Consider the following 14118-nt stretch of genomic DNA (forward strand, 5'->3'; position numbering starts at 1 on the left):
ATGCCTCTTCGTTCGTCACTGGTATGGGTCGATTCAGCTTACCGTGTGCGGAGAGATATCTTGATATCGAGATATCTGGGCCTGTGGCCGCGAGCATGGACCTGCCCCGATTCTGCCGAGGAGCAGACGAATGGGACTAGCCTGGGGTCATGTCGGAACTGAGCCTGGTCGAACTCTCGGCCGCGACGATCGTCGCGGTCAACAACCTGTCCCTCAAGCCCGGGCAGGAGCAGTTCCTCGCGCCTGTCTCGTACGGCATCGCAGCAACCGTCATCAACCCGCAGACCTCATGGCAGCGGGTGGTCCTCGATGGCGATCAGGTCGTCGGTTTCGTGAGCGCGAGCTTCGACCCCGAAGCTCCCGAGGAGCACTTCCGCAGCGTTCTCTGGCGGATCAACGTCGACGCCGACGACCAGGGTCGCGGCGTCGGCCGATTCGCCGTCGAGGCGCTTCTCGAAGAAGCGCGAAACCGTGGCGTGGATCACCTGGATGTGATCTATGAAGCCGGAGAAGAGGGCCCGGAGGCGTTCTTCCGCCGGGTGGGCTTCCTCCCCGTCGGCGAGACCGAGTACTCCGAGGTCATCGCCGAGATCCGGATCGCCGACTAGAACGGCGGCGGGGCCTCGAATCCCCTCCCCCATCGAGGTCTCGTCGCCCCCTTCTCCGGTCGGCGCAGCGGTCGGCGCGCGCTCTGCGGTGTACGGATCAGCGCGGGTCCTCACGGCGGCGGGCCGTGCGATCGGTCACGGAGCGGATGGCCTCGGCGCCGAGCTCGATGACCTGATGCGCGGTGTCCTGCCAGGCCGGGCGGGGTTCGCGCACGGCGCCCGCCGCACGCTCGGCGTCGACGAACGCGCGCTCCAGCTCGGTCACGGCATCGCGGTAGGCCGCGAACTCGGCGGGCGTCACGCGTCTGGCATCCGCCGCAGGTCTGGCATCCCTCGCCCGCAGCTGCGCGGCGAAGAACGCCGCGGTCGCGGGCGCTTCGACATCGCTCATCTGCGGGAAGGCGATCGCTCGCGCCGGATCGGTCTCGTACTCCATCCACCGCACGTTCAGCGCATCGTGCGCAGCCCACAGCCGCTCGAGCGGGTCGCCCGGTGCGGCGAGCTCGGCGCGTGACGCCGCGACGCGTGCGCGCCGAGCGCGCACCAGAGCGGATGCCGCCTTGGCGTGCTGCTCGGCCTCGCGCAGCGCGCGTCGTGCGCGGGTGACGTCGATGTCCGACGCGCGTCCCGCCCCGCGCTCCGCGTTGGCGTGCGCGACCTCCGCCCTGGCCGCCTTCAGCGCTGCAGTCGTCGCGACGGCCGCGTTGCGGGCCTCGGCGAGCTGCATCCGGGCGGCGTCGAAGCCGAGGCGCCTGCGGCGGCGACCACCGCTGCGCGCGCCGATCACGGCCGCGCCCGCCCCGCCGGCCACGACCGGCAGGACCCACCAGAGCTCGAGGAGCATGTCCACTCCTTCATGCTAGATCTCCGCCGCCGAGAAACCACGTCCCGCTCGAGGAACCACGTGTGCGATGGTTCCTCGAGCAGGAGATGATGTCTCGCTGAGGAGGTCAGACCAGCGTCTCCTGCCAGGCGGCATGCAGCTGGGCGAACTTGCCCGTGCCGCCGATGAGAGCGGCCGGGGTGTCGTCCTCGATGATGCGGCCGTGCTCCATCACCAGCACCCGGTCGGCGATCGCGACCGTCGACAGGCGGTGCGCGATGATGATCGCGGTGCGGTCGGCGAGCAGAGTCTGCAGCGCGTCCTGGATCAGCCGCTCCGAGGGGATGTCCAGCGACGCGGTGGCCTCGTCGAGGATCAGCACCGCCGGATCGGCGAGGAAGGCGCGCGCGAACGAGATCAGCTGACGCTGACCCGCCGAGACGCGACCGCCGCGCTTGTTCACGTCGGTGGCGTAGCCGTCCGGCAGGGACTCGATGAACCCGTCTGCGCCGACCGCACGCGCGGCGGAGCGGATCTCCTCGAGGGTGGCATCCGGCCTGCCCAGCGCGATGTTGTCGGCGACCGTGCCGCTGAACAGGTAGGCCTCCTGCGTGACCATCACGATCGCGCGGCGGAGGTCCTTCGGATGCAGCATCCGCAGATCGACGCCGTCCAGCGTGACCCGACCCTCGGTCGGGTCGTAGAACCGCGAGACGAGCTTGGCCAGCGTGGACTTGCCGGCACCGGTGGTGCCGACCAGCGCGATCGTCTGCCCGGCGGGGATGTCGAGCGAGAAATTCGGCAGGATCGTCTTCTCGCCGTTGTACCCGAAGGTCACCTCGTCGAAGCGGATGCCGCCGCGCGACTCCCACAGATCGACCGGCTTCGCGGGGTCGGGCACCGTCGGCACCTCTTCGAGGACGCCCGACACCTTCTCCAGCGCCGCCGTGGCGGACTGATAGGAGTTCAGGAACATCGCGATCTCCTGCATCGGCGCGAAGAAGTTGCGCACGTAGAGCACCGCGCTGAGCAGCACGCCGACGCCGAGAGCGCCGGTCGAGACCCTGATGCCGCCCCACAGCACGACGAACGTGGTGGTGAGCGCCGCGACCGCCATGAGCCCCGGCTCGAACGTGCCGAACAGCACCATCGAACGGCGGTTCACGTCGCGGTAGTCACCGGCGAGCTTCTGGAACGTCTCGTCGTTGCGCGGCTCCTTGCGGAACGACTTCACGGCGCGGATGCCGGTCATCGTCTCGACGAACTGCACGATCACCTTCGCGCTGATCACGCGCGACTCGCGGTACACCAGCTGTGAGCGCTGGTAGAACCAGCGCATCAGGAACGCCAGCGGGACTCCCGCGATCAGCAGGATCACACCGGACTGCCAGTCCGCGATCACGAGTGCGATGAACGTGAAGATGCCGAACAGCACTCCGGAGACGAGGTTGTTCAGACCGCCGTCGAGCAGCTCGCGGATGGAGTCCAGGTCGCTGGTCTGCCGCGAGATGATGCGGCCCGACGTGTACGACTCGTGGAACTCGAGGCTGAGCCGCTGAGTGTGCAGGAAGATGCGCTTGCGCAGGTCGAGCAGCACCGCCTGGGTGATGCGGGCCGCGACGACGACGTACCAGCCGATCAGGGCCGCGGCCGTCGCACCGGCCAGAAGGTAGACCGCGCTGACCATCAGCGCCGGCATCCAGTCGCCCTGTTCGAGCAGCACCGGCAGCGCCCTGTCGATCGCCACGCCGATGAGGATCGGGCCGGCGACCTGCAGCGCGGTCGAGACGACCAGCACCACCGCGGCGAGCGCGATGCGCGCGCGCAGCGGCGAGATCAGTGAGCCGAGCAGCCGCAGCGAGCGCTGCCGGATGGCACGGCTCTCCTCGCGGGTGTAGTTCGAGCGGTCCTCGCCCTGGGTTCCCGTGATGGTCATGCCTGCACCTCCTCTTCCTCTCCCCGGGTCGCTGAGTCCGTCGAAGCGTCGTCCGGCGGCCCTTCGACGGGCTCAGGGTCCCATCCGCTGTCGGTGATCACCGGGATCGCACCCGTGCGCGCCGCTTCCTCGGCCTCGAGGCTCGAGATCACGTGGCGGTAGTGGCTGCTGGTCTTCAGCAGCTCGGTGTGGGTGCCGACCGCGGTGACCCGCCCGCCCTCGAGCAGCGCCACCCGGTCGGCGAGCGCGACGGTGGACGGCCGGTGCGCCACGATCAGCGCCGTGGTCTCGGCGAGGACGTGCCGCAGCGCCTCCTCGACGAGAGCCTCGGTGTCGACGTCCAGCGCCGACAGCGGGTCGTCCAGCACGAGCACCTTCGGCGCGGCGGCGACCGCACGGGCCAGCGCCAGGCGCTGCCGCTGGCCGCCGGAGAGACTCAGCCCCTCCTCGCCGATGATCGTCTCGGTGCCCTCCGGCAGCGAGTCGACGAAACCGGCCTGCGCCACGTCGAGCGCCTCCCGCATGACGCGCTCGCCCTCTTCGCTGTGCAGGTCGAGGTCGGCGCGGCCGAGCAGCACGTTCTCGCGCACGGTCGCGGAGAACAGCGTGGCGTCCTCGAAGGCCATCGCGACGTGCCGGCGCAGCTCCGCCAGGGGCAGGTCGCGCACGTCGACACCGTCGAGGGTGACACGACCGCCGGTGACGTCGTACAGACGCGCGGGAAGCGTGGTGAGCGTCGTCTTGCCGCTGCCGGTCAGGCCGACGAGGGCCATGGTCTCGCCGGGGCGCAGCACCAGGTCGATGCCGTCCAGCAGATCGCGCTCCGCCGCACCGGCATCCTGATACCGGAAGTGCGCGCCCTCGAAGGCGAGCTCGCCGCGCGGCTCTGCGATGTGCAGCGGCTTCTCGGGATCGGTGATGCTGTTCGTCTCCTGGAAGATGTCGAACACGCGGTCGGTCGCGGTGCGGGCGTCCAGCATGAACGAGAACAGGAACCCGATCGACTCGATCGGCCAGCGCAGCACGGTCGCCATCGCGAAGAACGCGAACAGCTGGGCCTCGTCGATCGCCCCCTGCCAGATCAGCCAGATGCCGGTGAGCAGGCTGAGGCCGAACGCGATCTGCGGCATGAGGTCGAGCCAGAACCAGATGGTCCCGACCGCGCGGGCCTTGCTCAGCTCGGTCTCGCGCAGCGTCTCGGCCTGCGAGCTGAAACGCCGCAGGGCGTGCTTGCCGCGCCCGAAGGCCTTCAGCACGCGGATGCCGTGCACGCTCTCCTCGACGCTGGTGGCGAGGTCTCCGGCCTGGTCCTGGCTCTGCCTGGCCAGCACGCCGTAGCGCTTCTCGAAGAGGTAGCCCTGGATCCACATCGGCACGCCGGTGACGAGGAAGATCGTGCCAAGCATCCAGTGCCACTGGAACAGCAGCACCGCACCGATGATGATGGTCAGCAGGTTGACGACGAGCAGGATCAGGCCGAACGCGATCCAGCGGCGGATGAGGCCGATGTCCTGCATCATGCGGCTGAGCAGCTGGCCCGAGCCCCAGCGGTCGTGGAAGGCGACGGGCAGGGTCTGCAGACGCGAGTAGATGTCGGCGCGCATGCGGTACTCGACCTCGGTGGCCGGGGTGAGCACGAACCAGCGCCGCAGCCACACCATGGCGGCCTCACCGAGTCCGAGCAGCAGCACGATGGCCGCGCCGCCGACGATCGCAGTGATGTCACCGGACTTGATCGGGCCGCGGATGATCTGCTCGAGCACGATGGGCACCATCAGGGCGAGCACCGCGGCGGCGAGCGCGCTGGCGGCGCCGCCGGCGAGGCGGCCGATGATCGGCTGGACGAACGGCTTCAGCCGCCACAGCGCGGCAGGAGTGGAGAGAGACGAGGAAGGAGTGGGGGACGCAGACATGTGAGGTATCGATGATTCTCGAGAGAGGGTGGAACGGCGACGATGAGGGGCGGATGCCCAGGGGCACCCGCCGGTCGGTAGACGGTGACTGCGGTGTGGACTAGCTCAGACGAGGAGCGTAGACCGAGCCGGGGACATCCGTGACGGCCGGCAGTGCGGTGGTCGTGAACATGGCGTCCTCCTCGAAACTCGGCGATGTCGGCCGATCGGCGCGACAGCCCACCAGCCTATTCCTGTGAACCAGCTGATTGCAAGCGTATTCCCGAACGTCGTGGTCGTCGAGCGAGCGATGGTCGTTGCGCGAGCGGAGCGAGACGAAACGCCTTCCGCCATCCGGGGCATTCGTCTGCGTTCCGTCTCAGTCGCTCCGCTCCCTCGCTCAACGACCGGGGACGGCGGCCTCCCGCGCGAGCAGCGACTTCTTGACGTCGACACCCCACGCGAAGCCGCCCATGCTGCCGTCACCGCGCAGCACCCGATGGCACGGCACGAACAGCGCCGGTGCGTTGCGCGCGCAGACGGATGCCGCCGCGCGCACCGCCCTCGGATTGCCGAGCTCGATCGCGAACTCGGAGTAGGTCAGCGGTTCTCCCGGGGTGATCCGCCGCAGCGCGTCCCATCCGCTGCGCTGCCGGTCGGTGCCGAACTGACGCACGGGAACGCTGTCGATGGCGGCGAGGTCGCCGTCGTAGTACGCGAGCACGGCGGATGCCGCATCCGTCTCTCCCTCGGCGATGTCGGCCGGACGGTGCGCTGGAGCCAGCCGCGCGATGATCTCGTCGCGGGAGTCGGTCCAGCCGGATGCCAGCACGCGCTGCTCATCGTCGGCAAGGATCGTGAACGGTCCGTCAGGGGTCTGGACGGTCTGGATTGTGGCGGTCATGATGCGCGTTCTCCTTCTCGTTCTTCTTCGAAGTTTGGGGCGGATCCTCGCGTTCGGGGCGCCACTTTCCCGCCCCGAACGCGGGAAGACGCCCCAAACGCGGCGTTGCGCCACAGGTGCGCGGTGAGGTAGCTGCGCCAGGGGGCGGTGCGCGCCGCCCAGGAGTCCAGCGGGCGGGCGTCGGCGGGCAGACCCGCGGCGGCCGCACCGGCGCGGGCCGCGACATCGCCGGGAAGGAACACGTCGGGGTCGCCGATCACGCGCATCCGCACGTAGTCTGCGGTCCACGGCCCGATGCCCGGCATCGCCAATAGCGCTGCCCGCTGGTCGACGGCGTCATCCCCCACGGTGAGCGTCAGCTCGCCGCTGGCGAGTGCGGCGGCGGCCCCGGTGATCGCCCGGATGCGGGCGGCGGGGCCGCGCAGCACATCCGCGCCGTGCTCGGCGATCGCCGTCATGGTCGGGAACAGCACTCCCCGGTCTGCGGTGCGCTCGCCGAGCGCGTCGGCGAGCGCGGCGAGCGCGGTGCGTGCCGCGACCACCGTGATCTGCTGGCCCACCATCGCCCGGATCAGCATCTCGTGCGGGTCGACGGCGCCCGGCACGCGGATGCCGGGCACCCGAGCCACGAGTGGTGCGAGCTCCGGATGCGCGGCGAGCGCGGCATCCACCGCGTCCGGATCCGCATCGAGGTCGAACAGCCGTCGCGACCGCGTCACCAGCGGGGCGAGATCGCCGAGCCTGGCGAGCCGCGCGCGCAGGTGCAGTCGGGTGCCGTCGTGCCGCAGCCGGAACCAGGCCGGTCCGCCGTCCAGGCGCAGGTGTCGCTCGAAGAACCGCTCGCCGGCGGCCTCGACCCCGGGAAGCGCGCGGGCGGCCATCCAGTCGAACAGCCCGTCCAGGTCGATCGGGGCGCGGTACGGCAGCACCAGGTCGATCGTGCCGGGGACGGCCTCGCCGACCGGGGTCGCGCCGGCGCGGCGCCGCGCGCGCAGCTCGGTCGGGGTCATGCCGAACACCTCGCGCACGGTGTCGTTGAACTGCCGCAGGCTGGCGAAGCCGGCCGAGAACGCGGCATCCGCGACCGGCAGATCGGTGCCGACGAGCAGCATCCGAGCCGTGTGCGCGCGGTGCGCGCGGGACAGTGCGAGCGGACCGGCGCCGAGTTCGGCGACCAGCATCCGGTTCAGATGCCGCGGCGAGTACCCGAGCCGGCGTGCGAGACCGGGGACGCCCTCACGATCGACGACGCCGTCGCCGATCAGGCGCATGGCCCTGGCCGCCGCATCGCCGCGCAGGTTCCAGTCCGGCGAACCGGGTGCCGCCTCGGGCAGGCACCGCTTGCACGCCCGGTACCCCGCCTCGTGCGCGGCGGCGCTGGTCGGGTAGAACGTGACGTTCGCGGGCTTCGGCGTGCGGGCGGGGCAACTCGGCCGGCAGTAGATGCCGGTCGAACTCACCGCGGTCACGAACTGCCCGTCGAAGCGGGTGTCCCGCGCACTGATCGCGCGGTACCGCTCGTCGAAGGTCATCGTGGGGCTGCTCATGCCCCTACTCTGTCACGCCCCCGAGCACCGGGCTCGCGGAAATCGGACATGACCCTCAGGTCGTTGAGCGAGCGGAACTCGCTCAACGACCGGGACACCCGGGTCAGTGGAAGAAGTGGCGCTCCCCGGTGAAGAACATCGTCACGCCGGCCTTGCGGGCCGCATCGACGACCTCGCCGTCGCGCACCGATCCGCCCGGCTGCACGATCGCCGTGACACCGGCGTCGATGAGCACCTGCGCGCCGTCGGCGAACGGGAAGAACGCGTCGGATGCCGCGACCGATCCGGCCGCGCGGTCACCGGCGCGCTCCACGGCGAGGCGGCACGAGTCCACCCTGTTGACCTGGCCCATGCCGACGCCGACCGTGGCGTTGTCCTTGGCCAGCACGATCGCGTTCGACTTCACGGCGCGGCACGCCTTCCACGCGAAGATGAGGTTCTCCATCGCGGCCTCGTCGGGGCGCTCGCCGGAGACGAGCTCCCAGTCCTTCGCGACCGAGACGATGTCGTCCGGGAAGCGGTCCGCATCCTGCAGCAGCAGGCCGCCCGACACCAGGCGCACGTCCATGCGCTCCTGCTGCCAGTCCTCGGGAAGCTTCAGCAGGCGCAGGTTCTTCTTCGCCCTGAACACCTCGAGCGCGGCGGGCTCGAAGTCGGGGGCGACGATGACCTCGGTGAAGATGTCCTTCAGGTTCTCGGCCATCTTCAGCGTGACGGTGCCGTTCGCGGCGATCACTCCGCCGTATGCCGAGACCGGGTCGCACTCATGTGCACGAAGGTGCGCGCTGGCGATCGGATCGAGGGCGTTCGGCGCGGTGGTGGCGATGCCGCACGGGTTGGCGTGCTTGATGATCGCGACCGACGGCAGCACCATGTCGTAGGCGGCGCGCAGCGCGGCATCCGCGTCGACGTAGTTGTTGTACGACATCTCCTTGCCCTGCAGCTGCGTCGCCTGTGCGATGCCGTGGCCCCCGGCGCGGGTGTAGATCGCCGCGCGCTGGTGCGAGTTCTCGCCGTAGCGCAGGGTCTCCAGGCGCTCCGCCTTGATGGTCAGGTGCGCGGGCAGGTCCTCGCCTTCGCTGAGGGTGCCCTCGGCGAACCATGCCGCCACGGCGGTGTCGTAGGCGGCGGTGTGCGCGAAGGCGCGGGCGGCGAGTTCGCGACGCTGCACCAGCGTCGTGCCGCCGGCGCGCACGGCGTCGATGACCGCCGGGTACGACTCCGGCGAGACGACGATCGCGACGTTCGCGTGGTTCTTCGCCGCTGCGCGCACCATGGCGGGGCCGCCGATGTCGATCTGCTCGACGATGTCGTCGCCCTCGGCACCGGATGCCACGGTCTCGACGAACGGATACAGGTTGACGACGACGAGCTCGAACGGCTCGATGCCGAGGTCCTGCAGCTGGCGCTCGTGGTCCTCCAGGCGCAGGTCGGCGAGCAGGCCGCCGTGGATCTTCGGATGCAGCGTCTTGACGCGTCCGTCGAGCATCTCTGCGACGCCGGTGACGGCGGCGACATCGGTCACCGCGTGTCCGGCGTCGCGGATGGTGGCGGCGGTGGACCCCGTCGAGACGATCTCGACGCCGGCTTCGACGAGCGCCGAGGCGAGCTCGAGCAGGCCCGACTTGTCGCTGACGGAGACGAGCGCACGGCGGATCGGGACCGTGTCGCGGTGGCGGTAGAGCGAGGGGTCCTGACGGGGGCCGGCCATGATGATGCTCCTTGGGGGTGCGGTGTCGGGTATCGGAGAGGTGGTTCAGGGCGTGAGTGAGAGCTCGCCTGTGGCGATGCGGTGCACGACGTCGATGAGCAGCCGGCGCTCCACGGGCTTGATGCGCTCGTGCAGGCTGTGCTCGGTGTCGCCCGGCAGCACGGGTACGCGCTCCTGAGCGAGGATCGGTCCGGAGTCGACCCCGTCGTCGACCACGATGACACTGGCTCCGGTCTGGGGGACACCCGCCGCGAGCGCGGCGCGCACGCCGTGCGCGCCGGGGAACTCGGGCAGGTAGGCCGGATGCGTGTTGATGATGTGGGGCGCGTACTGCGCGACCAGTGCGGCGGGCAGCAGACGCATGAGGCCGCTGAGCACGATCAGGTCGGGCGACCAGACCGCCAGCTGGCGGCCGAGCTCCGCCCCCCAGGCATCCCGGTTCTCGTGCTCGTGCCAGGGCACGGTGAAAGTGGGGACGCCGAACTCCTCGGCATGCGCGAGGCCGTCGGCATCGCGATCGGCGCCCACGACGACCACCCGAGCCGGGAAGTCGGGGTGGCGGGCGGCTTCGAGCAGGGCACGGAGGTTCGAGCCTGTGCCCGAGATCAGAACGGCGACCGTCAGCACCCGGTCAGTCTACTGGGGTGCGCGGGGTGTCCTGACCCGATGACCGCTCATCCTCCAGCGAGGCTCCGAGTCCTGCCATCCGCTCGTTCCAGCGATCGGTGCGCTCCTCGGCGAGTTCGTCGCGGTGCCGCGGTGCGAGCAGCAGGATGGCGGCGCCCACGAGCACCTCGAGGCCGATCGCGAGCGCGAGCGCCCCCGGCTGCGGACCGGTCTCGGCGAGCCGTCCCGGTCCGATCGACCCGGAGGCCAGCACCGCCGCGAGAGCGGCGACCCCGGCGGAGAGCAGTGCGATGCCGGCGGCGATCACGATGCGAGGGCCGTACCCCTTCGCCGTGCCCTCCCAGACCAGCTTTGATCGCACCATCCAGCCGGCGAACGCACCCACCGCGATCGGGACCAGCACCACGACGAGCATCCAGAACGAGTCGACCGGCGGCAGCAGCCCGAGCACGGGGATGCCGGGCACCACGCCCAGCTGGGTGCCCGCGGGCGAGACCGCGGTGCCCGCGCCGACGGCGAACCCTGGACCGGCGATCCAGGCCACTGCCCAGACCACGAGCGTCGGCAGATAGGCGAGCTGACCGAGCGTGATCACCGTCGCCCCGAGCGCGTCGACGTGCGCGCTCTCGAACAGCGCGATCACCTCTCCCCCGCGCAGAACGGTCATGACCGCCAGGCCGAGCGCGCCTGATGCGGTGAGTGCCAGCACCACGACGGCCGTGCCGCGAAGCGCCTCGGCCGGAACCGGCGCCCAGTCGCCCCAGCCGTCCACGGCGTCCTGCACGCGGTCGACCAGTCCGCCGTCGCCCTCGGACCAGGCGTGCCGGACGGCGCCCGCGAGCAGGCCGGCGAGATAGACGGCGACGGGCAGCAGCGCCCCGGCCCAGAAGGGGACTCGGGCCGCCGTCGTGGCCGCGGTGACGGCGACCAGCAGCGAGATCGCTGCGAACGAGACCGCACCTCCGATGACGCCGGAGAGCCAGGCGCCGGCCGCAGAGGCGCGTCGTCCCGATCGCACCGCGAAGAGCAGAGTGAAGAGCAGCAGCGCGAGTGGTGTCAGCGAGAGCACGAACCGCGCAGCGTCGGGGGCGATGCCGGTCGCGCGGACGACCTGGTCGGGGATCTCGATCTGCATCGCGGCGCCGTGTCCGAACTGCCAGAGCGTGCCGCTGGCCGGCCACAGGGAGCCCCAGTCCGCGGCGGCGCCGAACGCGATGGTCCACAGCAGTGTCAGCGGCGCCAGAAGCACCGCGAGCCCGACGGCAGCGGCGATCGCGGCGTCGAGTGCGGCGAGAAGGGCGACGGTGAGGCGTTGCATGTCGTGAAAAGCCTACGATGCCGCTCGATCGCGCCCGCGCACCCGCCCGGCACACGATAGATTCTCCTGCGGAGGTCCACGATGACTACAGCCCCTGCAACCCCCGGCACCGAGCAGAAGGAGCCGACGAACGCCGTCGATCGCTTCTTCGAGATCACCAAGCGCGGATCCACCTTCGGCGCGGAGATCCGCGGCGGCGTGGTCACGTTCGTGACGATGGCGTACATCGTCATCCTCAACCCGATCATCCTCTCGTCCAGTCCGGACATCGCGGGGAACGTGCTCGACTTCGCTCAGCTGAGCGCCGTCACCGGCCTCACAGCCGCTGTGATGACGGTGCTGTTCGGCCTGGTCGCCCGCCTGCCGTTCGGCTTCGCGGCGGGCCTCGGCATCAACGCCTTCCTGGCGTTCTCCGTGGTCGGCGAGGTCACCTGGCCCGAGGCGATGGGCCTGGTCATCATCAACGGCCTCATCATCGTGCTCCTGAGCGCCACCGGTCTGCGGCGGATGATCTTCGACGCGGTGCCGATGCAGCTGAAGATCGCGATCACGGTCGGTATCGGTCTCTTCATCGCCTTCATCGGAATGGTCAACGCCGGGTTCGTGACCTCCACCAAGAGCGACTCCCCGCCGGTGGGCCTCGGCATCGCCGGCTCGGTCGCGACCGTGCCGACGCTGATCTTCGTGTTCACCCTGCTGCTGACGGCGGTGCTCGTGGCCAAGAAGGTCAAGGGCGGCATCCTGATCGGGCTGGTCACCGGCACGGTCGTCGCGGTCATCGTCGAGGCGATCTGGCACATCGGGCCGAAGGTCGCCGGCGACACGATCAACCCCGGAGGATGGGGCCTGACCGAGCCGAAGCTGCCCGAACAGCTCATCGCGGTGCCCGATCTCTCCCTGGTCGGCCAGTTCGATCTGTTCGGCGCATTCGGGCGCATCGGCGCGCTGGCCGCGCTGATGCTGGTCTTCACCCTCGTCTTCACGAACTTCTTCGACGCGATGGGCACGATGACCGGTCTCGCCAAGGAGTCCGGCCTCGCCGACGACCACGGCAACTTCCCGCGGCTGAAGTCCGCGCTGATCGTCGAGGGCGTCGGCGCCGTCGTCGGCGGAGCGACCTCCGGGTCCTCCAACACGGTGTTCATCGAGTCCGGCGCCGGCATCGGCGAAGGCGCCCGCACCGGATTCGCCAACCTCATCACCGGTGCGCTGTTCCTGATCGCGATGTTCTTCACGCCACTGGTCTCGATCGTGCCGACTGAGGTCGCCGCCGCGGCTCTGGTCATCGTCGGGGCACTGATGATGAGCCAGATCCGGTTCATCGACCTCACCGACTTCTCGGCGCTGTTCCCGGTGTTCGTCACCGTCACGGTGATGCCGATGACCTACTCGATCGCCAACGGCATCGGCGCCGGCTTCATCAGCTGGGTGGTCGTGCGGGCACTCTCGGGCAAGGCCCGCGAGATCAGCCCGCTGCTCTGGGTCGTCACGGCCGGCTTCGTGGTCTACTTCGCCCGCGGTCCGATCGAGGCGCTGCTGGGCGGCTGAGCCCCGCCATGCCGAAGGGGATGGATGCCGCCGGCATCCGTCCCCTTCGGCGTCCCAGGCTCGTTGTGCCCACACGTGGCGGACGAATCGACGCATGGCGGCGGGTTCATCGGCGTGTCGTCCCCCATCTGCAGATCCGTCCGCCAGGTGCGACGAATGCCGCACAGCTGGATGCCGGTCAGGCGTAGGCTCAGCGAACTCCGCCGACGGCTCGATCGGTTCGATCACGTCGAAAAGCACTCCGCCGGGCGCCTCGACGATGAAGTGACGCTGCCCGAAGGCCTCGTCGCGCAGAGCGAGACGCTCCGACAGTCGGAGGTCGCCGACGAGACGTGCGTGCTCGGCCGCGGCATCGGCCACCTCGACGTTCAGCAGCAGACCGGTGACCGGCCTGCGGAAGCCGTGCGGGATCGTCTCGTGCATGCTGTCCAGGATGGCCAGCTCGCCACCGTCGAACCGCAGACTGACGCACCAGCCCGCCTCGAAGGCGGTCTCGAAGCCCAGCGCCTCGGAGCGGCCGGACGACGAGGCAGCGCGCCGGACGGTGCACCAGGTGCTCGACCGGCACCTGGACGCGGTCGCGGTCGCGCTCCCGTGCATCCGCTCGGGTACGGGCCGCAGCGGTCAGGCGATCGCGCGGCCTTCGATGAGCGGCTCGACGGTGCCGAGCACGCCCGGCGCCTCCATCCGCCGCACCTCGACGGACGCGAAGCCGGCGGAGCGGATCGAGACTGCGGTGTCGCGGTGCGGATCGCATCCGTGGTCGATCATCCGCGAGATCGGCGCGTAGGCGGCCTGCAGCGCCGAGGTCCAGGTGCCGCGCTCTGCGGCGACGTGCTCGAAGAACACCAGGATGCCGCCGGGGCGCAGCACCCGCCGTGCCTCGGACAGCGCCAGGGCGGGGCGCCGCACCGAGCAGAGCACGGTCGAGGCGATCACGGCGTCGACGGATGCTGCTTCGAGCGGGATCGACTCAGCGGGCGCGGTGAGCAGCCGGGAGCCTGGGCGCCGATCGAGACGCTCGTGCAATGCAGGTTCGATGCGCCGCCGCGGCTCCAGTGCCATCCATTCGACGCCCGCGGCCAGATGGTCGGCGGCGATCCCCGACCCGGCGCCGAGGTCGAGGACGGCGCCGCGCAGATCCGGCAGCACCGAGGCGCGCCAGCGTCGGCGCAGCTCCATCGTCGACACGTCACCGGGCATC

11 protein-coding genes are annotated in these 14118 nt (G+C 70.3%); 2 read left to right on the forward strand and 9 right to left on the reverse strand.

Annotation, left to right across the window (positions count from 1 at the left end; translation table 11 throughout):
- Positions 1 to 149: 149 nt before the first annotated feature.
- The gene (locus L2X99_RS09835) at positions 150 to 608 is read left to right on the forward strand and encodes a GNAT family N-acetyltransferase (RefSeq protein ID WP_236123770.1); all 459 of its coding nucleotides are present in this window, start codon (positions 150 to 152) and stop codon (positions 606 to 608) included.
- A 97-nt stretch (positions 609 to 705) separates the two neighbouring features.
- Here L2X99_RS09835 and L2X99_RS09840 read toward each other — a convergent pair whose 3' ends face one another.
- The 8 genes from L2X99_RS09840 to L2X99_RS09875 form a co-directional block, all read right to left on the reverse strand.
- Positions 706 to 1452 carry a hypothetical protein gene (locus tag L2X99_RS09840; RefSeq protein WP_236135035.1) on the reverse strand — a complete coding sequence of 249 codons (747 nt, stop codon included), beginning with the start codon at positions 1450 to 1452 and terminating at the stop codon, positions 706 to 708.
- Positions 1453 to 1558: 106 nt separating this feature from the next.
- Complete coding sequence (locus L2X99_RS09845) at positions 1559 to 3367, reverse strand: ABC transporter ATP-binding protein (RefSeq protein WP_236123768.1); 1809 nt, start codon at positions 3365 to 3367, stop codon at positions 1559 to 1561.
- The gene (locus L2X99_RS09850; RefSeq protein ID WP_236123767.1) at positions 3364 to 5280 is read right to left on the reverse strand and encodes an ABC transporter ATP-binding protein; all 1917 of its coding nucleotides are present in this window, start codon (positions 5278 to 5280) and stop codon (positions 3364 to 3366) included. The genes L2X99_RS09845 and L2X99_RS09850 overlap by 4 nt, the downstream gene beginning before the upstream one ends.
- A 379-nt stretch (positions 5281 to 5659) precedes the next feature.
- Positions 5660 to 6163 carry a methylated-DNA--[protein]-cysteine S-methyltransferase gene (locus L2X99_RS09855; protein WP_236123766.1) on the reverse strand — a complete coding sequence of 168 codons (504 nt, stop codon included), beginning with the start codon at positions 6161 to 6163 and terminating at the stop codon, positions 5660 to 5662.
- Positions 6160 to 7710: a DNA-3-methyladenine glycosylase 2 family protein gene (locus L2X99_RS09860; protein ID WP_236123765.1), complete on the reverse strand. Its 1551-nt coding sequence runs from the start codon at positions 7708 to 7710 to the stop codon at positions 6160 to 6162. Before L2X99_RS09860 ends, L2X99_RS09855 begins: the two co-directional genes overlap by 4 nt.
- Before the next feature lie 103 nt (positions 7711 to 7813).
- Complete coding sequence (gene purH, locus L2X99_RS09865) at positions 7814 to 9421, reverse strand: bifunctional phosphoribosylaminoimidazolecarboxamide formyltransferase/IMP cyclohydrolase (RefSeq protein ID WP_236123764.1); 1608 nt, start codon at positions 9419 to 9421, stop codon at positions 7814 to 7816.
- 45 nt (positions 9422 to 9466) lie between these two features.
- Complete coding sequence (purN, locus tag L2X99_RS09870; protein WP_236135036.1) at positions 9467 to 10048, reverse strand: phosphoribosylglycinamide formyltransferase; 582 nt, start codon at positions 10046 to 10048, stop codon at positions 9467 to 9469.
- A gap of 4 nt (positions 10049 to 10052) precedes the next feature.
- A complete protein-coding gene (locus L2X99_RS09875; protein WP_236135037.1) occupies positions 10053 to 11366 on the reverse strand; it encodes a cell division protein PerM in 1314 nt (437 codons plus the stop codon).
- 81 nt (positions 11367 to 11447) lie between these two features.
- On the opposite strand from L2X99_RS09875, the gene L2X99_RS09880 reads away from it, so the two are divergent.
- Positions 11448 to 12914: an NCS2 family permease gene (locus L2X99_RS09880; protein WP_236123763.1), complete on the forward strand. Its 1467-nt coding sequence runs from the start codon at positions 11448 to 11450 to the stop codon at positions 12912 to 12914.
- 624 nt (positions 12915 to 13538) lie between these two features.
- Here L2X99_RS09880 and L2X99_RS09885 read toward each other — a convergent pair.
- Complete coding sequence (locus L2X99_RS09885) at positions 13539 to 14117, reverse strand: class I SAM-dependent methyltransferase (RefSeq protein ID WP_236135038.1); 579 nt, start codon at positions 14115 to 14117, stop codon at positions 13539 to 13541.
- Position 14118 lies beyond the last annotated feature (1 nt).

The organism is Microbacterium sp. KUDC0406, assembly GCF_021582875.1.
GTDB lineage: Bacteria > Actinomycetota > Actinomycetes > Actinomycetales > Microbacteriaceae > Microbacterium.

Coding starts and splice junctions, on each gene's coding strand:
- L2X99_RS09835 (WP_236123770.1), top strand. CDS start 150: ATGTCGGAACTGAGCCTGGTCGAACTCTCGGCCGCGACGATCGTCGCG.
- L2X99_RS09840 (WP_236135035.1), bottom strand. CDS start 1,452: ATGCTCCTCGAGCTCTGGTGGGTCCTGCCGGTCGTGGCCGGCGGGGCG.
- L2X99_RS09845 (WP_236123768.1), bottom strand. CDS start 3,367: ATGACCATCACGGGAACCCAGGGCGAGGACCGCTCGAACTACACCCGC.
- L2X99_RS09850 (WP_236123767.1), bottom strand. CDS start 5,280: ATGTCTGCGTCCCCCACTCCTTCCTCGTCTCTCTCCACTCCTGCCGCG.
- L2X99_RS09855 (WP_236123766.1), bottom strand. CDS start 6,163: ATGACCGCCACAATCCAGACCGTCCAGACCCCTGACGGACCGTTCACG.
- L2X99_RS09860 (WP_236123765.1), bottom strand. CDS start 7,710: ATGAGCAGCCCCACGATGACCTTCGACGAGCGGTACCGCGCGATCAGT.
- purH (WP_236123764.1), bottom strand. CDS start 9,421: ATGGCCGGCCCCCGTCAGGACCCCTCGCTCTACCGCCACCGCGACACG.
- L2X99_RS09875 (WP_236135037.1), bottom strand. CDS start 11,366: ATGCAACGCCTCACCGTCGCCCTTCTCGCCGCACTCGACGCCGCGATC.
- L2X99_RS09880 (WP_236123763.1), top strand. CDS start 11,448: ATGACTACAGCCCCTGCAACCCCCGGCACCGAGCAGAAGGAGCCGACG.
- L2X99_RS09885 (WP_236135038.1), bottom strand. CDS start 14,117: ATGCCCGGTGACGTGTCGACGATGGAGCTGCGCCGACGCTGGCGCGCC.